Source organism: Pseudomonas sp. ArH3a (assembly GCF_022648765.1).
Lineage (GTDB): Bacteria > Pseudomonadota > Gammaproteobacteria > Pseudomonadales > Pseudomonadaceae > Aquipseudomonas.
Map to the genome: position 1 here is coordinate 5,988,122 of NZ_CP080330.1, position 19,017 is coordinate 6,007,138.

At 57.6% G+C, this 19,017-nt stretch carries 16 protein-coding genes; 3 read left to right on the plus strand and 13 right to left on the minus strand.

What is annotated here, in order from left to right; translation table 11 throughout:
- Nucleotides 1-38: 38 nt before the first annotated feature.
- From glmM to rlmE, 4 genes are all read right to left on the minus strand, one after another.
- Nucleotides 39-1,376 (minus strand): phosphoglucosamine mutase, encoded by a 1,338-nt coding sequence (gene glmM, locus K0P33_RS27480; protein ID WP_242152581.1) that lies wholly within the window; start codon nucleotides 1,374-1,376, stop codon nucleotides 39-41.
- A 16-nt stretch (nucleotides 1,377-1,392) separates the two neighbouring features.
- Nucleotides 1,393-2,244, minus strand: a complete 852-nt coding sequence (gene folP / locus K0P33_RS27485) for a dihydropteroate synthase (RefSeq protein ID WP_242152584.1) — start codon at nucleotides 2,242-2,244, stop codon at nucleotides 1,393-1,395.
- 8 nt (nucleotides 2,245-2,252) lie between these two features.
- Nucleotides 2,253-4,163, minus strand: a complete 1,911-nt coding sequence (gene ftsH, locus K0P33_RS27490) for an ATP-dependent zinc metalloprotease FtsH (protein ID WP_242152587.1) — start codon at nucleotides 4,161-4,163, stop codon at nucleotides 2,253-2,255.
- A gap of 200 nt (nucleotides 4,164-4,363) precedes the next feature.
- Nucleotides 4,364-5,014, minus strand: a complete 651-nt coding sequence (gene rlmE, locus K0P33_RS27495) for a 23S rRNA (uridine(2552)-2'-O)-methyltransferase RlmE (protein WP_065892263.1) — start codon at nucleotides 5,012-5,014, stop codon at nucleotides 4,364-4,366.
- Nucleotides 5,015-5,120: 106 nt separating this feature from the next.
- Between rlmE and K0P33_RS27500 the strand changes: the two genes are divergently transcribed.
- Entirely contained in the window at nucleotides 5,121-5,429 is a 309-nt protein-coding gene (locus K0P33_RS27500) for a YhbY family RNA-binding protein (protein WP_017139256.1), read from the plus strand.
- 20 nt (nucleotides 5,430-5,449) lie between these two features.
- Here the strand turns inward: K0P33_RS27500 and K0P33_RS27505 are convergent, their stop codons facing one another.
- From K0P33_RS27505 to grpE, 8 genes are all read right to left on the minus strand, one after another.
- On the minus strand, nucleotides 5,450-5,854 hold the full coding sequence (locus K0P33_RS27505; protein ID WP_242152590.1) for an MFS transporter: 405 nt from the start codon (nucleotides 5,852-5,854) through the stop codon (nucleotides 5,450-5,452).
- A gap of 28 nt (nucleotides 5,855-5,882) precedes the next feature.
- The gene (gene greA / locus K0P33_RS27510; RefSeq protein ID WP_094951708.1) at nucleotides 5,883-6,359 is read right to left on the minus strand and encodes a transcription elongation factor GreA; all 477 of its coding nucleotides are present in this window, start codon (nucleotides 6,357-6,359) and stop codon (nucleotides 5,883-5,885) included.
- Complete coding sequence (gene carB / locus K0P33_RS27515; protein WP_094951707.1) at nucleotides 6,356-9,577, minus strand: carbamoyl-phosphate synthase large subunit; 3,222 nt, start codon at nucleotides 9,575-9,577, stop codon at nucleotides 6,356-6,358. Before carB ends, greA begins: the two co-directional genes overlap by 4 nt.
- A gap of 105 nt (nucleotides 9,578-9,682) precedes the next feature.
- Nucleotides 9,683-10,819, minus strand: a complete 1,137-nt coding sequence (gene carA, locus K0P33_RS27520) for a glutamine-hydrolyzing carbamoyl-phosphate synthase small subunit (protein ID WP_094951706.1) — start codon at nucleotides 10,817-10,819, stop codon at nucleotides 9,683-9,685.
- Nucleotides 10,820-11,078: 259 nt separating this feature from the next.
- Nucleotides 11,079-11,885, minus strand: coding sequence for a 4-hydroxy-tetrahydrodipicolinate reductase (dapB, locus tag K0P33_RS27525; RefSeq protein ID WP_242152593.1), 807 nt, complete (start codon nucleotides 11,883-11,885; stop codon nucleotides 11,079-11,081).
- 10 nt (nucleotides 11,886-11,895) lie between these two features.
- Nucleotides 11,896-13,020 carry a molecular chaperone DnaJ gene (gene dnaJ, locus K0P33_RS27530; RefSeq protein ID WP_094951704.1) on the minus strand — a complete coding sequence of 375 codons (1,125 nt, stop codon included), beginning with the start codon at nucleotides 13,018-13,020 and terminating at the stop codon, nucleotides 11,896-11,898.
- 316 nt (nucleotides 13,021-13,336) lie between these two features.
- On the minus strand, nucleotides 13,337-15,253 hold the full coding sequence (gene dnaK, locus K0P33_RS27535; protein ID WP_094951703.1) for a molecular chaperone DnaK: 1,917 nt from the start codon (nucleotides 15,251-15,253) through the stop codon (nucleotides 13,337-13,339).
- Between the two features lie 102 nt (nucleotides 15,254-15,355).
- Nucleotides 15,356-15,916: a nucleotide exchange factor GrpE gene (gene grpE / locus K0P33_RS27540; protein WP_094951702.1), complete on the minus strand. Its 561-nt coding sequence runs from the start codon at nucleotides 15,914-15,916 to the stop codon at nucleotides 15,356-15,358.
- Nucleotides 15,917-16,170: 254 nt separating this feature from the next.
- On the opposite strand from grpE, the gene recN reads away from it, so the two are divergent.
- Nucleotides 16,171-17,844, plus strand: coding sequence for a DNA repair protein RecN (recN, locus tag K0P33_RS27545; RefSeq protein WP_094951701.1), 1,674 nt, complete (start codon nucleotides 16,171-16,173; stop codon nucleotides 17,842-17,844).
- Nucleotides 17,845-17,931: 87 nt separating this feature from the next.
- Here the strand turns inward: recN and fur are convergent, their stop codons facing one another.
- Nucleotides 17,932-18,336 carry a ferric iron uptake transcriptional regulator gene (gene fur, locus K0P33_RS27550; RefSeq protein WP_083360362.1) on the minus strand — a complete coding sequence of 135 codons (405 nt, stop codon included), beginning with the start codon at nucleotides 18,334-18,336 and terminating at the stop codon, nucleotides 17,932-17,934.
- 98 nt (nucleotides 18,337-18,434) lie between these two features.
- Here fur and K0P33_RS27555 point away from each other — a divergent pair, with 98 nt between their 5' ends.
- Entirely contained in the window at nucleotides 18,435-18,962 is a 528-nt protein-coding gene (locus K0P33_RS27555) for an outer membrane protein assembly factor BamE (RefSeq protein WP_094951700.1), read from the plus strand.
- The last annotated feature ends 55 nt before the right edge of the window (nucleotides 18,963-19,017 follow it).

A 19,017-nucleotide genomic window follows, 5' to 3' on the forward strand; every position in this document is an offset into this window, starting at 1 on the left:
AGATGTTACCCAACCACATCATCACTGGCAAGCCGAATTCAGGCGCAAATTTCAGTTACCAGTTTTGCCAGGTCCTCGGCATGGCCGCGAACCTGTGCTTCGTCTTCACCTTCGACCATGACACGCACCAAAGGCTCTGTGCCGGACTTGCGCAGCAACACCCGCCCACGCCCCGCCATTGCCTGGGTCACGCGCTCGCAGGCGTCTTTGACAGCAGGGTGCTCGATCGGGTTTTCACCACCGGCGAAACGCACATTGAGCAGAACTTGCGGGCACTTGCGCAGCGCCTGACGCGCCTGAGCGAGACTCTCTTCGCGACGACGCAAGGACAGCAACACTTGCAGCGCAGCAATAATGGCATCGCCCGTGGTGGTGTGCTGGAAGCAGACAACATGCCCAGAGCTCTCACCACCCACCTGCCAGTTACGCTCCAGCAGCTCGGCGATTACATAGCGGTCACCGACATTGGCGCGAACAAATGGGATCCCCAGCTCTGCCAAGGCCAGCTCAAGCCCAAGATTGCTCATCAGCGTACCAACGACACCACCTTGCAGCTTGTTACGCTCATGCAGATCGCGAGCAATGATAAACAGCAAGTCATCGCCATCAACAACAGTACCGGTGTGATCCACCATCAACACGCGGTCACCATCGCCATCAAAGGCGATACCCAAGTCAGCATGCTCAGCCAGAACGGTCGCCTGCAGCTGCTCCATATGGGTGGAGCCGCAGTTATCGTTGATATTCAAACCATTCGGCTGGGCTGACAGCACTGTCACGTCAGCACCCAGCTCTTTGAATACACTCGGAGCGACCTTGTAGGTTGCACCGTGCGCACAATCGACGACGATCTTCAGGCCGGCAAAATTGGTGCTGGTCGGCACGCTGCTCTTGCAGAATTCGATATAACGACCAGAGGCGTCGTTGATGCGCGAGACCTTACCCAGCTTGCTGGACTCGACCACGGTCATCGGTGCATCCAGCAGCTCTTCAATCATCAGCTCGATCTCGTCCGGCAGCTTGGTGCCCTGGCCCGAGAAAAACTTGATGCCGTTGTCATCATGGGGATTGTGCGAGGCACTGATCACGATACCGGCTTCAGCGTGAAAGGTACGCGTCAGGTAGGCGATCGCCGGTGTCGGCATAGGGCCCAGCAGCATTACATCAGCACCGGCGGCGGATAAACCTGCCTCCAGCGCCGATTCAAACATATACCCCGAAATCCGGGTGTCTTTGCCTACCAGGATGCGGCACGCGCCCATGCTGCGGAACGCCATGCCTGCCGCCCAACCCAGCTTGAGCATGAAATCAGGAGTAATCGGGAATTCGCCGACACGGCCACGGATACCGTCGGTGCCAAAATATTTTTTAGTCATAAGTGCTCCATCATTCTTATTCGGCTGATTCTACAGCAGCAAGCATACGCACCACATCGACCGTCTCGGCGACGTCATGCACACGCAAAATACGCGCACCTTTGGTCACGGCCAGCGCCGCCAGCGCCAGCCCACCGTACAGCCGCTCACCTACAGGACGGCTCAAGGCCAGCCCTATCATGCTCTTGCGCGAAACGCCGACCAAAAGGGGCCGACCAAGGGCATGCAAGGCTTGCATATGCTTGAACAGGCTTAAATTGTGTTGAAGGGTCTTGGCGAAGCCAAACCCGGGATCAAGGATGATCTTTTCGGCAGCAATCCCCACCTTGACGCACTGAGCAATCCGTTCAGCAAGGAACCCGCTCACTTCGCCAACGAGGTCATCGTAGTGCGGGCTGTCCTGCATATTGCCGGGCTCTCCCAGCATATGCATCAGGCACACCGGCAGACCGGTTGCCGCCGCAGCATCCAGGGCGCCGTCGCGCTGCAGCGAGCGGACGTCATTGATGAGCCCCGCCCCCAGACGTGCCGTCTCACGCATCACGGCTGGGGTGGATGTATCGACCGATATGATTACGTCCAACTCGCGAGCAATAAGCTCGACTATCGGCGCCACGCGCTCCAGCTCCTCGGCGGGAGAAACAACACGAGCGCCAGGGCGAGTCGACTCGCCGCCGACATCAATCAACGTTGCGCCAGCCGCCACCATCGCTTCGGCATGACGCAATGCGGCATCCAGTTGGCTGAAACGGCCGCCGTCAGAAAAGGAATCAGGGGTTACATTAAGAATGCCCATGACATGTGTATGGGCCAAATCAAGAACCCGGTTGCCGCAAGGCAACCGGGTGGAGGACAACGCAGAAGTCATTTCAAACCTTAGAGGTCAGCTGCCGGGCCGCCGATCGGGGTTTCAGGACGTTCGTTCTGAACCACTGGCGGAGTGCCAGAAGTACCTGAACCGCCTTCCCAATCGCGAGGCTCACGAGGCGTACGACCTGCCATTATGTCGTCGATCTGGTCGGCATCAATGGTTTCGTACTTCATCAGCGCATCAGCCATGGCATCCAGCTTGTCGCGGTTGTCGGTCAGGATCTGCTTGGCCGTGCCGTAGCACTGGTCAATGATACTGCGCACCTCGGAGTCGATCAGCTTAGCTGTCTCACCGGAGAAGCTGGCGGCTTGACCGCCACCGCCACGACCCAGGAACACTTCGCCTTCTTCCTCGGCATACATCAATGGGCCAAGTTTTTCCGACAAGCCCCACTTGGTCACCATGTTCCGTGCAATCTGGCTGGCACGCATGATGTCGTTGGAGGCACCGGTGGTTACACCGTCAAAGCCCAGGGTCATTTCTTCAGCAATTCGACCACCGTACAGCGAGCAGATCTGGCTGATCAGTGCACGCTTGGAGAGGCTGTAACGGTCCTCTTCCGGCAGGAACATAGTGACACCCAGCGCCCGACCACGAGGGATGATCGACACTTTGTAGACCGGGTCATGCTCAGGCACAACGCGACCCACAATGGCGTGACCAGCTTCGTGATAAGCGGTGTTCTGCTTCTCTTTTTCGGACATGACCATCGATTTGCGCTCGGCGCCCATCATGATCTTGTCTTTCGCCAACTCGAACTCTTTCATTTCCACGATGCGCTTGCCGGTACGGGCTGCGAACAACGAAGCCTCGTTCACCAAGTTGGCCAGGTCGGCACCGGAGAAACCTGGAGTACCACGGGCAATCACGGCCGGAGCAACGTCGTCACCCATTGGCACTTTGCGCATGTGCACTTTCAGAATCTGTTCGCGACCACGGATATCCGGCAGGCCAACCACAACCTGACGGTCGAAACGACCTGGACGCAGCAGCGCTGGGTCGAGTACGTCAGGACGGTTAGTCGCAGCGATGACGATGATGCCGTCATTCATTTCGAAGCCATCCATCTCTACCAGCAACTGGTTGAGGGTCTGTTCACGTTCATCATGACCACCGCCCATGCCGGCACCACGATGGCGACCAACGGCGTCGATTTCATCGATGAAGATGATGCATGGCGCGTGCTTCTTGGCCTGTTCGAACATATCGCGAACGCGGCTGGCACCCACACCGACGAACATCTCGACGAAGTCAGAACCGGAAATGGTGAAGAAAGGCACCTTGGCTTCGCCGGCAATTGCCTTGGCCAGCAAGGTTTTACCGGTACCCGGAGGACCGACCATCAGCACACCGCGAGGAATACGGCCACCCAGGCGCTGGAACTTGCCCGGATCGCGCAGGAATTCAACCAGCTCGCCCACTTCTTCCTTGGCTTCATCGCAACCTGCAACATCAGCCAGGGTGGTCTTCACCTGATCTTCGGAGAGCAGGCGCGCCTTGCTCTTGCCGAAGCTCATCGGCCCGCCCTTGCCTCCCGCACCACCTTGCATCTGGCGCATGAAGAACATGAACACGGCGATAATCACCAGGATCGGGAAGCTGGCCACCAGGAGTTGAGTCCAGATGCTCTGCTGCTCAGGCTGCTTGCCTTCAACGACTACGTGGTTATCCACCAGGTCGCCGATCAGACCGTTGTCCTGGATTGCCGGACGAATGGTCTTGAAGCTATCGCCATCGCTGCGCTTGCCGGTAATTACGTAGCCATCAACCGCTACGCGCTCGACCTTGCCATCCTTAACTTGCTGGATGAAGTCGGAATAGTTGAGGGTCTGCGGCTCATTAGGGCTGGAGAAGTTGTTCATCACCGTCACCAGGACAGCCGCGATGATCAACCACAGGATCAGATTCTTTGCCATATCGTTCAATTAACTACCCTCTGAAGCAAGCTCCGCTACTGGCGCGCGCTTCGCATGATATTCACCGGCCTAACTTACTACATTACCTACAACTCTGGCAGGCGCCGTCTGTAACCCTTTGTGAAACTTTGACTACACAATATTCGTAAAGCTTCGTGACGAAAGCGACATAAAAAAACCTATCGCCCTCCTCGAATTTCTCAAAAACGCTCTTCGCTCGCCGCGCCTTCGACACCGCGGAACCCACGGCACAGCAGGTACTGCTCTCGAGACCTGTCCCGTGAAGAGTCAGGTTTACGCGTCTGCACCTTATCGAACAGCTTGCGGATGTTCTTGTGGTACTCGTCAAAACCTTCGCCTTGGAAGACTTTCACCAGAAAATCACCACCAGGACGCAAAACCCGACCTGCCAGATCCAGAGCCAATTCACAAAGGAACATCGCTCGCGGCATATCGACGGCCGGTAATCCACTCATATTGGGGGCCATGTCGGAAATCACAAGGTCTACCTGCGAATTTCCCACGGCTTCGAGGATCTCTGCGAGCACGGTGTCCTGGGTGAAGTCACCATGAACAAAGGTCACATCCGGGATGCTGTCCATTTCCAGGATGTCGGAAGCAATCAAGCGGCCCTGCCCACCAATCAGACGACTGGTCACTTGGGACCAGCCACCGGGGGCCGCGCCAAGATCAATAACGCTCATGCCCGGACGAATCAATTTGTCCTTGTCCTGGATCTCCAGCAGCTTGTAGCTGGCCCGCGAACGGTAGCCGTCCTTTTGCGCCTTTTTGACGTAAGGATCGTTGAAATGCTCTTGCAGCCACTTAAGACTAGTTTTGGAACGGGCCACGGGCCACCTCGAAAAATAAAACGGGTCGTGATTAACTGGGCGGTCCCGGACTCGCTCGGGTAAACTGGCCGCCGCTTTTTACAAGATCAGACGCAGGGGTCAGATTATGCCGCTCACTCAAGAGCAGAAGAAACAGTACAAATCCATTGGCCACCATCTGAAACCAGTTCTGATTGTGGCAGACAACGGTTTGACTGAAGGTGTGTTAGCCGAACTTGAACGCGCATTGGGCGATCACGAACTGATCAAGATCAAGGTCAACATCCTTGACCGCGAAGCGCGTTTGGCCGCCATTGCAGAACTGTGCAAGGTCGGCAAAGCGGACCTGGTTCAGGTCATCGGCAAGATGGCGCTGCTGTATCGCAAGAACTTCAGCGTCAACAAGCAACTGTCGAACGTACACCGCTTCAAGTAGCTTTCAAATGACAACAAGGGTCACGGGCGCGCTTCGCGCGCCCCGCCACTCCACCCAGGCGCCGGCTGTATAACCAGCACCAGGCCGGAGAACCCTAGCACAAGATAGCTGAATAGCTGCCAGCGCAACGCTTGCGGCAGCCACACATGCACCACGCAGAACATTGCGCATGCATACAGCGCCATCAACAGCAGCTGGCCGCGAATATCCCGCCACAAACTCTCCAAGCCTTCGGCCCTGATCAGCACCAGCACTTGGAGCGTCACGCACGCCGCCGCAAAAACCACCAGCAGCGCACTTAGCAATCCGTCGATCTCATCGATCAGCAACGGCGCCAGGCCAATCAGGCCCAGCGTCGGTAATATACCAATGTGTAACAACCACACGCCGCCCACCCAAAGCATCTGGGCAAGCTGCCAAAGCATGGCGCCCGCATGAAGCGGGCGCCGTCTTTCAGATGTGACGAACTTCAACAATCTCGTACTCGATAACGCCACCGGGCGTTTTCACAGCCACCACGTCACCCTCTTCCTTGGCAATCAAGGCACGGGCGAGTGGGGAACCAACAGAGATCTTGCCGAGTTTGAAGTCGGCTTCGTCTTCACCCACGATGTGGTAAACAACGCGCTCATCAGTCTCGACGTTGGCGATTTCCACGGTGGTGCCGAAAATCACTTTGCCGGTCTTCGGGATGGTCGTGACGTCGATGACCACCGCATTCTGCATACGGCCTTCGATGTCACGGATCCGCGCCTCGACCATACCCTGCTGCTCGCGAGCAGCGTGGTATTCAGCGTTTTCCTTCAAGTCACCCAGTTCGCGGGCCGTACCGATGTCCTGGCTCAGCTTCGGACGGACGACCTTGGTCAGATGGGCGTGTTCCTCTTCCAGGGCCTTGGCGCCCTGGACAGTCATTGGGTATTTGATCATGCCTTCAATCCTGCGTGTAGATCCTGCAAGCGACGCACGGTCTTTTCTGGACCGAACTTGAGCGCTTCGCAGATGGCTTCGCCAGCAGCAATAGTGGTGGTGCAGTAGATCTTGTGCTGCAAGGCATTACGACGAATGGAGTAGGAGTCCGCGATCGACTGGCGACCCTCTGTGGTGTTGATGATCAGCGTGACTTCGTCATTCTTGATCATGTCGACCACGTGCGGACGGCCTTCCGTCACCTTGTTCACGCGACGCACTTTCAGGCCGGCAGCTTCGATCAGCTTAGCGGTCCCGGCAGTGGCCACGACTTCAAAGCCCAAGTTGATCAGATCACGGGCTACGCCTGCAACCAGTGGCTTGTCATCATCACGCACGCTGATAAACGCGGTACCACCGGTTGGCAGCACTTCGCTGGCACCCATCTGCGCCTTGGCGAACGCTTCACCGAAGGTATCGCCCACACCCATCACTTCACCGGTGGACTTCATCTCTGGGCCCAGGATCGGGTCCACACCAGGGAATTTGGCGAACGGGAACACCGCCTCTTTCACGCTGTAGAAGTTCGGAATAATTTCCTTGGTGAAGCCGATTTCCTTCAGGGTCTTACCCGCCATCACGCGCGCGGCGATCATGGCCAGGGACACACCGATGCACTTGGAAACAAATGGCACGGTACGCGAAGCACGCGGGTTGACTTCGATGACGTAGATGTCTTCGCCTTGCAGCGCCAACTGAACGTTCATCAGGCCGACAACACCCAGTTCCAGGGCCATTTTCTTGACCTGTTCACGCATCTCGTCCTGGATGTGCGCCGGCAGCGAGTACGGTGGCAGCGAGCAGGCGGAGTCACCGGAGTGAACGCCCGCCTGTTCGATGTGCTGCATGATCGCGCCGATCACCACGTCGGTACCGTCGCACACCGCATCCACGTCCATTTCGATGGCGCAGTTGAGGAAGTGGTCCAGCAGCACCGGGCTGTCGTTGGACACTTTCACCGCATCACGCAGGTAACGCTTGAGCTCTTCTTCTTCGTAGACGATTTCCATCGCCCGGCCGCCCAGTACGTAGGACGGACGCACGACCAGCGGGTAGCCGATCTTGCTGGCTGCACGGATGGCTTCGTCTTCGCTGCGCACAGTGGCGTTTGGCGGCTGACGCAGGTTCAAGCGTTCAACCATTTGCTGGAAGCGCTCACGGTCTTCGGCACGGTCGATGGCGTCAGGGCTGGTGCCGATGATCGGCACACCAGCGGCTTCCAAAGCGCGAGCAAGTTTCAGCGGGGTTTGGCCGCCGTACTGGACGATCACGCCTTTAGGCTTCTCGACGCGACAGATTTCCAGCACGTCTTCCAGCGTTACTGGCTCGAAGTACAGACGGTCGGAAGTATCGTAGTCAGTGGAAACAGTTTCCGGGTTGCAGTTGACCATGATGGTCTCGTACCCGTCTTCGCGCAGGGCGAGGGCGGCGTGTACGCAGCAATAGTCGAACTCGATGCCTTGGCCGATACGGTTTGGACCGCCACCCAGGATAATGATCTTGTCACGCCCCGACGGCGCGGCTTCGCACTCTTCCTCGTAAGTGGAGTACAGGTACGCGGTGTCGGTTGCGAACTCGGCGGCGCAGGTGTCAACGCGCTTGTAGACCGGAAAGATGTCCAGCTTGTGGCGATGCGTGCGCAGGTTCTTCTCGGTCACACCCAGCAGCTTGGCCAAGCGCATGTCGGAGAAACCTTTGCGCTTGAGGCGGAACATCAGGTCGCGGTCGATAGAGGACAGACCGAGGGTCTTGACCTTCTCTTCTTCCTTGATCAGATCTTCGATCTGCACCAAGAACCACGGGTCGATCATGTTCATGCCGAAGATATCTTCGACGGTCATGCCGGCGCGGAAAGCATCGGCTACGTACCAGATGCGCTCGGCGCCCGGCACGGTCAGCTCGCGCTTGAGCACGCTCATGCTTTCCGGGTTGCTCAGGTCGAGCTTCTCGTCCAGGCCGCAAACGCCTACTTCCAGACCACGCAGGGCTTTCTGCAGGGATTCCTGGAAGGTCCGGCCGATGGCCATGACTTCACCAACCGACTTCATCTGAGTGGTCAGGCGTGCGTCGGCTTTCGGGAATTTCTCGAATGCAAAGCGCGGCAGCTTGGTCACAACGTAGTCGATAGACGGCTCAAAGGAGGCCGGTGTAGCGCCGCCAGTGATTTCGTTTTGCAGCTCGTCCAGGGTGTAACCGATCGCCAGCTTGGCAGCGATGCGCGCAATCGGGAAACCGGTCGCTTTCGATGCCAGCGCCGAAGAACGCGATACACGCGGGTTCATCTCGATCACAACCATACGACCGGTGTCCGGGCAGATACCGAACTGAACGTTGGAACCGCCGGTTTCAACGCCGATCTCACGCAATACCGCCAACGAGGCGTTACGCATGATCTGGTATTCCTTGTCCGTCAGGGTCTGTGCCGGAGCAACGGTGATCGAGTCACCCGTGTGCACGCCCATCGGGTCGAAGTTTTCGATGGAGCAAACGATGATGCAGTTGTCCTTCTTATCGCGGACAACCTCCATTTCGTACTCTTTCCAGCCGATCAGGGATTCGTCGATCAGCAGTTCTTTAGTCGGCGACAGGTCCAGACCACGCGCGCAGATTTCTTCGAACTCTTCACGGTTGTAAGCAATACCGCCACCGGTGCCGCCCATGGTGAAGGATGGACGAATGATGCACGGGAAGCCGAGCTTTTCGAGAACCGCGTTGGCCTCTTCCATGCTGTGGGCGATACCGGAACGCGGGCAGTCAAGGCCGATGGACTTCATGGCTTTGTCGAAACGCGAACGGTCTTCAGCCTTGTCGATGGTGTCGGCATTCGCACCGATCATCTCTACGCCGAATTTTTCCAGGACGCCTTCGCGCTCCAGGTCCAGGGCGCAGTTCAATGCAGTCTGGCCGCCCATGGTCGGCAGCAGTGCGTCCGGACGCTCTTTCTCGATGATCTTGGCAACGGTCTGCCACTTGATCGGTTCGATGTAGGTGGCGTCGGCCATGTCCGGGTCGGTCATGATGGTGGCCGGGTTGGAGTTCACCAGGATGACGCGGTAACCCTCTTCGCGCAGGGCTTTACAAGCCTGGGCGCCGGAGTAGTCGAACTCGCAGGCCTGGCCGATCACGATCGGGCCAGCGCCGAGAATCAGGATGCTTTTTATGTCTGTACGTTTTGGCATGGGTTTGTCACTCAAATCCGCAGGTCAGTCGGCAAGCCGTCTTGAACACTCTTTGAAGAGCCTGCGGGGGCCACCGAGGTTCGGGGCCGCCCGCAAGCCACTCAGTCAGCGTCGCTTGGCCATCTCATTGATGAAACGGTCGAACAGCGGCGCTACGTCGTTCGGGCCCGGGCTTGCTTCAGGGTGGCCCTGGAAGCTGAACGCACTCTTGTCAGTGCGCTCGATGCCTTGCAAGGAACCGTCGAACAGCGACTTGTGAATTGCGCGAACGTTAGCCGGCAAGGTCGCTTCATCCACCGCAAAGCCGTGGTTCTGGCTGGTGATCATCACCACACCAGTGTCCAGGTCTTGCACCGGGTGGTTGGCACCGTGGTGGCCATGCCCCATTTTCAGGGTCTTGGCACCGGAAGCCAGGGCCAGCAACTGGTGACCGAGGCAGATACCGAATACCGGGATCTCGGTTTCCAGCACTTCCTTGATCGCCTTGATGGCGTAGTCGCAAGGCTCCGGGTCACCCGGGCCGTTGGACAGGAACACACCGTCCGGCTGCAGGGCCAGCACGTCGCTGGCTGGGGTTTGCGCTGGCACCACGGTCACGCGGCAACCGCGCTCGACCAGCATGCGCAGGATGTTGTACTTGATGCCGTAGTCGTAGGCGACTACGTGGTAAGGCAGGTCAGCAGCAGCGATGGTCTCGTGGCTGTCGGTCTTCAAGTCCCAGACAGTGGAGCGCCACTCGTACTGCTCTTTGGTGCTGACTTCTTTCGCCAGGTCCATGCCTTTCAGGCCAGGGAAGCCTTGCGCTGCGGCAATTGCCGCTGCTTCGGAAATATTGTCACCCGCCATGATGCAGCCGTTCTGCGAGCCTTTTTCACGCAGGATGCGTGTCAGGCGGCGCGTATCGATACCGGCGATCGCCACAACGTTGTTGGCTTTCAGGTAATCGGACAGCGACATCGTGTTACGCCAGTTGCTCGCAACCAGTGGCAGGTCACGAATGACCAGGCCGGCCGACCAGACACGATCAGACTCGACGTCTTCCGGTGTAGTACCGGTGTTGCCGATGTGCGGATAGGTCAGGGTAACGATCTGTTGGGCGTAGGAAGGATCGGTAAGGATTTCCTGATAGCCGGTCATGGCAGTGTTGAACACTACCTCTCCAACGGTTTGACCGTCGGCTCCAATGGCTTCGCCGCGAAAAATGCTGCCATCAGCAAGGGCGAGTATGGCTGGCTTAGTCAAGAAGACCTCCCGTAAATAAAGCCTGAAAGGGCGATCGCAGGTTGTAAAAAAGCGGAGTGACGTATGGACACGTCACCCCGCTTCTTCACTGAATTATTCTGCGCGCTTTTAGTGGACACACTAAAGCTGTAGCTTACAGAAAAAGGCTTTTTTGGTCCACCGCTAATGAGCCTTAAAGGCAGGGGAATGCGACAGGACGTCGCTTAGCGGGTAAAAACGGGGCCTCAGGATAATCCTGAGGCCCCGTTTTAGCTACTGATTAGTGCAGATCCAGCACATCACGCATGTCATACAGCCCCGCCTCACGACCTTCCAACCAAAGCGCGGCACGCACCGCACCCTTGGCGAACGTCATGCGGCTGGATGCCTTATGCGTGATCTCCAGGCGCTCGCCTTCGGTGGCGAACAGCACAGTGTGATCACCGACCACATCACCACCGCGCACGGTGGCAAAGCCGATGGTGTCACGTGCACGCGCACCGGTGTGGCCTTCACGACCATACACGGCGACTTTCGACAGGTCCCGCCCCAGCGCATCGGCAATTGCCTCACCCATGCGCAACGCAGTACCCGACGGCGCGTCGATCTTGTGCCGGTGATGAGTTTCGATGATCTCGATATCCGCTTCATCACCCAGCACACGCGCCGCCAGGTCCAGTAACTTGAGCGACAGGTTCACGCCGACACTGAAATTGGCAGCGAAGACGACCGGAATATCCTTGCCCGCCTCCACCAGCAACTGCTTCTGCTCAGCACCCAAGCCCGTAGTACCGATCACCATGGCCTTGCCCGCCTTGCGGCAGAACGCCAGGTTTTTCAGCATCACCTCCGGCAATGTGAAATCGATCAGCACGTCGAACTCGTCAGCCACCTGCTCAAGGTTGCCCGACAGCGAAACACCGATGCGCCCCAACGAGGCCAGCTCACCGGCGTCCGCACCGATCAACGTGCTACCGGGGCGAACAATCGCCGCCGTTAGCCCGGAGGCCGGCGAGCCCTGCTGCACCGCCTCGACCAAGGTCTTGCCCATGCGCCCGGCAGCGCCCATTACGGCTATACGTCGCATACTCACTTCCTTAGAGGTCGCCGAAGAAGCGCTTCACACCATCGAAAAAGCCGGTGGTTTTCGGCGAATGCGAGTCATCGCCTTCCAACGAGCTGCGGAACTCTTCCAGCAGTTCGCGCTGACGGCGACCCAAGTTAACTGGCGTTTCCACCGCTACGCGGCACATCAGGTCCCCAGCACCGCCACCACGCACAGGCGCAACGCCCTTGCCACGGATACGGAACTGTTTGCCGGTCTGCGTGCCTTCCGGGATCTTGAGCTTGACTCGACCGTCCAGCGTCGGAATCTCCAACTCGCCACCCAGGGCCGCGTCGACAAAGCTGATAGGCACCTCGCAGAACAGGTGTTTGCCGTCGCGCTGGAAGATCGAATGCTCGCGCACATTGATCACCACGTACAGGTCGCCCGTAGGGCCACCTTGAGCCCCCGCCTCGCCTTCGCCCGACAGGCGAATGCGATCACCGGTATCCACACCCGCCGGCACTTTCACCGAAAGGGTCTTGTACTCTTCGACGCGGCCTTCGCCATGGCAGGAGTCGCACGGATCGGAAATGATCTTGCCCTGGCCATGGCAACGCGGGCAAGTCTGCTGCACCGAGAAGAAGCCCTGCTGCATGCGCACCTGGCCGATACCACCACAGGTGGGGCATGTGATCGGCGAGGAACCCTTCTTGGCCCCCGAACCGTCGCATGGCTTGCAATTGACCAGCGTCGGCACACGTATATTCACGGTAGTGCCGCGCACGGCTTCTTCCAGGTTCAGCTCCAGCGTGTAGCGCAAGTCGCTGCCACGCTGGGCACCGCCACGCTGGCCGCCACGACCGCCGCCGAAGAAGTCGCTGAATACGTCACCGAAAATGTCGGAGAAGTTCTGACCACCAAAACCGGCACCGCCGCCACCCATGCTTGGGTCGACACCGGCATGGCCATACTGGTCGTAGGCCGCACGCTTGTTCGGATCACTCAGGCATTCATAGGCTTCGTTGGCCTCTTTGAACATCTCTTCGGATTCTTTGCTATCCGGATTACGGTCCGGGTGGTGCTTCATCGCCAGGCGACGGTAAGCCTTTTTCAGGTCCGCCTCGCTGGAACCGCGCTCCACACCCAATACTTCGTAATAGTCACGCTTTGCCATAAGTTTTTGCACTCTTAAGGACGTTCGGCCAGACCCTCCTGAGCCTTGCCAAACTCGTTGAGCCCCAATACAGGCCCGGACCCAACTCACGTCAATTCAACGATCCTGGTCATTACTGCTTTTAGCCAGGGACCCGGCCAAAAACGCGGTGACTGCCGCCAGGAAGCAGGAGCATTCCCAGTCACACCGCCAACACCCGAACCTTGTCGCATGTTGTAAAAATTCGCATACCCCAGACACGCCAACGCGGGAGCAAGCTCCCGCGCGGCGACATCCTACCAGTCACCGCTTGATAGCGGTCAACCGGGCGACCAACTTACTTGTGGTCTTTAACTTCTTCGAACTCGGCATCGACAACGTCGTCGTGCTTGGCTTCAGGTTCTGCGTGTTGTGCAGCGCCTTCTGCCGGCTGGCCTTGTTCGGCGTACATTTTCTGAGCAACCGGTGCGGAGACTTTCGACAGCTCCTCAACCTTGGCTTCGATGGCAGCCTTGTCGTCGCCTTTAATGGCGGTTTCCAGGGCAACCACTGCCGCTTCGATTGCGGTTTTCTCTTCAGCGGTCACTTTGTCGCCCGCTTCGGAGACCATTTTGCGCGTCGAGTGAACCAGGGCATCGCCTTGGTTACGGGCGCCGGCCAGCTCAGCAAACTTAGCATCCGCATCAGCATTGGCTTCAGCATCACGAATCATCTGTTGAATTTCTTCATCAGACAGACCGGAGTTGGCCTTGATGGTGATCTTCTGCTCTTTGCCAGTGGCCTTGTCTTTAGCACCTACGTGCAGAATGCCGTTGGCGTCGATGTCGAAGGTCACTTCAATTTGTGGCACGCCACGTGGTGCTGGCGGAATCTCAGCCAGGTCGAACTTGCCCAAGGACTTGTTCTGAGCAGCTTGCTTACGCTCACCTTGCAGCACGTGAATAGTCACTGCGCCTTGGTTGTCGTCGGCAGTCGAGAACACTTGCGATTTCTTGGTAGGAATCGTGGTGTTTTTCTCGATCAGCGCGGTCATCACGCCGCCCATGGTTTCGATACCCAGGGTCAGCGGGCTGACGTCCAGCAGCAGCACGTCTTTCACGTCGCCGGCCAGTACCGCACCTTGGATAGCAGCACCCATGGCAACAGCTTCGTCCGGGTTCACGTCTTTACGCGCTTCTTTGCCGAAGAACTCGGTAACCAGCTTCTGAACCAGTGGCATACGGGTCTGACCGCCAACCAGGATCACGTCGTTGATCGCGCCAACGTCGATACCAGAGTCTTTCAGCGCGATGCGGCAAGGCTCGATGGTGCGTTGAACCAGGTCTTCAACCAGCGCTTCCAGCTTGGAACGCGAGATCTTCACGTTCAAGTGCTTAGGACCGGTGGCGTCTGCAGTGATGTACGGCAGGTTCACGTCGGTCGACTGAGCGGAAGACAGCTCGATCTTGGCTTTCTCAGCGGCTTCTTTCAGGCGCTGCATTGCCAGCGGGTCACCTTTGAGGTTCATGCCGCTTTCTTTCTTGAATTCTTCAACGAGGTAGTCGATCAGACGAATGTCAAAGTCTTCACCACCCAGGAAGGTGTCACCGTTGGTGGCCAACACTTCAAACTGGTGCTCGCCGTCAACTTCAGCGATCTCGATCACGGAGACGTCGAACGTACCGCCACCCAGGTCATAAACGATCACAGTGTGGTCGCCTTTGGCCTTGTCCATACCGTAAGCCAGTGCAGCTGCAGTGGGTTCGTTGATGATACGTTTTACGTCCAGGCCCGCGATGCGGCCGGCGTCTTTAGTCGCCTGGCGCTGGCTGTCGTTGAAGTAGGCCGGAACGGTGATCACCGCTTCAGTCACTGCTTCACCGAGGTAGTCTTCGGCGGTTTTCTTCATCTTTTTCAAGATTTCAGCCGAGATTTGCGGCGGCGACATTTTCTGGCCGTTTACTTCAACCCAGGCGTCACCGTTGTCAGCCTTGGCGATTTTGTAAGGGACCATCTTGATGTCTTTCTGTACGACTTCTTCATCGAACTTACGACCGATCAGACGCTTCACCGCGTACAGGGTGTTATGCGGATTGGTCACAGCCTGACGCTTGGCCGACTGACCGACGAGGATTTCACCGTCGTTGGCGTAAGCAATGATCGACGGCGTGGTACGCGCGCCTTCGGCGTTTTCGATAACTTTAGCAACACCGTTTTCCAGCACGGAGACGCAGGAGTTGGTAGTCCCCAGGTCGATACCGATAATTTTGCCCATGATTTACTCTCCCGAAACTTTAATTTGGATGCCGCAGCAGTGGTGGCTAACTGCGGTAGCACTTAAACGCTTGACTTATAAATGGGGGCCTTGCGGCGGATTTCAAGCCTGCTCATCAATAGAAGGTGCAACGGGTGCAGGAGCTTTGCTCACCACCACCATTGCCGGGCGCAACAAACGACCGTTGAGCTGATAACCCTTCTGGAACACTTTCAATACGCTATTGGGCTCCAGGTCATGGCTTTCCTGCATGGCCATGGCTTGGTGATGCTCTGCATTGAACGGCTCGCCGCCTTGCGGATCGATGGCTTCCAGCTGATAACGCTTCAGGGTGTCCTGGAACATTTTCAGGGTCAGTTCAATCCCTTCGCGCATTGGGCGGATGTTTTCATCGTCCGGGTTGGACAATTCAAGGCCACGCTCCAGGCTGTCGATAATCGGCAGCAGGTCATTGGCGAATTTTTCCAACGCGAACTTGTGAGCCTTCTCAACATCCTGCTCGGCGCGGCGGCGGACGTTCTGCAGATCGGCGGCAACACGCAAAGACTGATCCTGCGCAGCAGCCAATTGCTCTTCGAGCACTTGCACACGAGTCGCCAGTTCATCACCGACAGCCGAATTGGCGTCTGGAGTTTGCGTATCCTGCGTCTGTTCGTCAGCCATAGATTTCTCCTTTCAAAATCATGCGCGAACTCAACTCGCGCTTCTGTTCCGGTATATGGGGCCACAATTTCCAGGTTCAAGAGCGCAAGCGTTACCAAAAGTCTTTCGCCTGCCGTAGATCAATTCCTGCGCCCTCATTCCCTGCTGAGCTAAAAAAACGATTCGATCAAGCAAATCGAGCTAAGCACCAGGATTGTCAGCCCCAAACAAAACACTGTATAAATAACCAGACCTAACGCCTCGGAGCGGCCGCTATGCTCGTGCACCTGTCTGTACATAACTACGCCATCGTTGAACATCTGGACCTCGAACTGGATCGCGGGATGAGCGTAATCACAGGCGAAACCGGTGCCGGCAAGTCGATCATGCTCGACGCGCTGGGCCTGACGCTCGGCGACCGTGCCGACAGCGGCGTGGTGCGCCCCGGGGCGGACAAGGCCGATATCCTGGCCACCTTCGACCTGGCAGACATTCCCGAAGCCGAAACCTGGCTGGCCGAGCGCGACCTTAATAATGAAGGCCCGTGCATCCTGCGCCGCGTCATCACCGCAGAAGGGCGCTCGCGCGGCTACATCAACGGCACGCCCTGCCCCCTTGGCGACTTGAAAGCCCTGGGCGAGCTGCTGATCGATATCCACAGCCAGCACGAACACCAATCCCTGCTGAAAACCGACACCCATCGCCGACTGCTCGATGAATACGCCGGCGCCACCGATCTGGCCCGGCAGGTACAGCTTGCCGCCCAGCGCTGGAGGCAGACACGCCAGGAGCTGGAACGCCTCTCCAATTCCGGCGATGAGCAGCGCGCCCGTCATCAACTGCTCAGCTACCAACTGGAAGAGCTGGAAAGCCTCGGCCTGGGCGAGACCGAGCTGGAGCAACTGGAGCAGGAACACAAGAACCTCACCAACGCCGAGACCCTGCTGGGTATCTGCCGCCAGGTGGTGGAGCAATGCAGCGAAAGTGATTCAGGCAACGTGCTCAATGCACTGACCGCCAGCCTCAATCGCCTGTCCAGCGTGAACAGTGGATCAGGCTCATTGAGCGAGGCCACGACCCTGCTGACCAGTGCACAGATCCAGGTCGAAGAAGCCGTGGGAGAGTTGAATCGCTTTCTCGACCACTTCGACGCCGACCCTGCCCGCTTGCAGGAAATAGAGGAGCGCCTAGATACCATCTACACCCTGGCGCGCAAGCACCGCATCCAGCCCACCGAAGTGGCCACGATGCAGCAAAAACTCCTGGATGAAATCGAAACCCTCAACGCCAACGACGAATCCATTGAGCGGCTGGGCGACGAACTCGCCTCGTTTGCCCGGCACTACCAAGAAAAGGCCCGCGAACTGAGCGACCTGCGCCAACAAGCGGCTACAAGCCTGGCCAGCGCCGTAGAGCAGGAGATTCAGCGCCTGGGCATGCCTGGCGGGCGCTTCACTATCGAGCTGCACGCCAACACCAGCAACGAACTGCAACCACACGGCCTGGAACAGGTGGAACTGCTGGTCAGCGCCAACCCTGGCCAGCCACTCAAGGCGCTGGCGAAAGTGGCGTCCGGTGGCGAGCTGTCGCGGATCAGCCTGGCGATCCAAGTAATCACCGCCCAGACCTCACGGGTACCCACACTGGTATTCGATGAAGTGGACGTGGGTATCGGCGGGCCGACTGCCGAGATTGTTGGCCAGTTGTTGCGCCGACTCGGGGATCGCGGCCAGGTGCTTACGGTGACTCACTTGCCGCAAGTGGCCGCCCAAGGGCATCAGCATTTGTTTGTACATAAAGTACGCGGCAGCGATGCGACGCACACGGCCGTATCCAAGCTGAACAAATCGGAACGCGTGGAGGAAGTGGCACGGATGTTGGGCGGTATCGACCTGACGAAAGAGTCCCTGGCTCACGCGAAAAAAATGGTCGTGGCCGCCAAGGCCTGAATCGAGCATTTTTCTGCCTTATAGAAAGCACGAAGGCGACCCTAGGGTCGCCTTCTATCGTTTCACAGAGCGAATCTGTGTCGATTTTTACTTTTTCTTACGGATGTAAAGAACCAGATTATGGTCCACCAAATCGAATCCATGCTCCTCAGCAATCTGGTGCTGGAGCTTCTCGATTTCCGGACTGGTGAACTCGATAACCTCATTGGTATCCAGGTCAACCATGTGGTCGTGATGACCACCGTCAGCCAATTCGAACACCGCATGACCGCCGTCGAAATTATGACGAACCACCAGCCCTGCGGCTTCAAACTGGGTCAGCACACGGTAAACCGTGGCCAGGCCAACGTCCTCGTTAGACTCCATCAGTGCCTTGTAAACATCCTCGGCACTCATGTGGCGCTGCTCAGCAGAATCGAGCATTTGTAGAATCTTGACTCGTGGCAGAGTCACTTTAAGACCGGCTTTGCGTAGTTCGCTATTTTCAACCATGGTTAGCTTTCTCGCGGATGCTGCTTCGCAGCTTCTCTTAATACGGGTATGATCGGCGTTTACGTTGTCCCAGCCAAGATAGTGGAAGTCGCCCACCGATGCAAAACACCAAGCTCTTGCTAACCAGTTTCACCCTTGTGGGACTGCTCGCACTCGCCGGTTGTTCATTCCCCGGGGTTTACAAAATCGACATCCAGCAGGGCAATGTCGTCACGCAGGACATGATAGACCAGTTACGTCCGGGAATGACCCGACGGCAAGTACGGTTTATTATGGGTAACCCCCTGCTGACCGACACTTTTCATGCCGATCGCTGGGATTATCTCTACAGCATCCAGCCAGGCGGCGGTGAACGCCAGCAGGAACGCGTTAGTGTCATCTTCAATGGCAGTGACCAGCTTGTCAGCCTGTCCGGCGACTTCATGCCCGGCGTAAGCCGCGATGAAGCCTTGCTGGGCAAGGACAACGGCACCAACGTGACTGCGCCTGTTCAGGAAGCGCAGAAGCCGAAGTCCGAAGTACCTGCCAAGCCAGGTTCGTTGCTGGATCAGATCCAGAAAGACGTCGACGGCGTGCAAACCGTTCCAGTCCCGACGCCTCAGCCTCTGGACACCAGCCCGCAGTAATTTTGCGGTGCTCGATAAAAAGCCCGGCGTGCCGGGCTTTTTGTTGCCTGCCGAT

Bases quoted from the DNA above. Each gene is read 5' to 3' on its own strand.
- dapB (WP_242152593.1), bottom strand. From the start codon at position 11,885: ATGCGACGTATAGCCGTAATGGGCGCTGCCGGGCGCATGGGCAAGACC.
- K0P33_RS27505 (WP_242152590.1), bottom strand. From the start codon at position 5,854: ATGCTTTGGCAGCTTGCCCAGATGCTTTGGGTGGGCGGCGTGTGGTTG.
- K0P33_RS27500 (WP_017139256.1), top strand. From the start codon at position 5,121: ATGCCGCTCACTCAAGAGCAGAAGAAACAGTACAAATCCATTGGCCAC.
- folP (WP_242152584.1), bottom strand. From the start codon at position 2,244: ATGACTTCTGCGTTGTCCTCCACCCGGTTGCCTTGCGGCAACCGGGTT.
- fur (WP_083360362.1), bottom strand. From the start codon at position 18,336: ATGGTTGAAAATAGCGAACTACGCAAAGCCGGTCTTAAAGTGACTCTG.
- dnaJ (WP_094951704.1), bottom strand. From the start codon at position 13,020: ATGGCAAAGCGTGACTATTACGAAGTATTGGGTGTGGAGCGCGGTTCC.
- glmM (WP_242152581.1), bottom strand. From the start codon at position 1,376: ATGACTAAAAAATATTTTGGCACCGACGGTATCCGTGGCCGTGTCGGC.
- K0P33_RS27555 (WP_094951700.1), top strand. From the start codon at position 18,435: ATGCAAAACACCAAGCTCTTGCTAACCAGTTTCACCCTTGTGGGACTG.
- recN (WP_094951701.1), top strand. From the start codon at position 16,171: ATGCTCGTGCACCTGTCTGTACATAACTACGCCATCGTTGAACATCTG.
- carB (WP_094951707.1), bottom strand. From the start codon at position 9,577: ATGCCAAAACGTACAGACATAAAAAGCATCCTGATTCTCGGCGCTGGC.
- grpE (WP_094951702.1), bottom strand. From the start codon at position 15,916: ATGGCTGACGAACAGACGCAGGATACGCAAACTCCAGACGCCAATTCG.
- dnaK (WP_094951703.1), bottom strand. From the start codon at position 15,253: ATGGGCAAAATTATCGGTATCGACCTGGGGACTACCAACTCCTGCGTC.
- ftsH (WP_242152587.1), bottom strand. From the start codon at position 4,163: ATGGCAAAGAATCTGATCCTGTGGTTGATCATCGCGGCTGTCCTGGTG.
- greA (WP_094951708.1), bottom strand. From the start codon at position 6,359: ATGATCAAATACCCAATGACTGTCCAGGGCGCCAAGGCCCTGGAAGAG.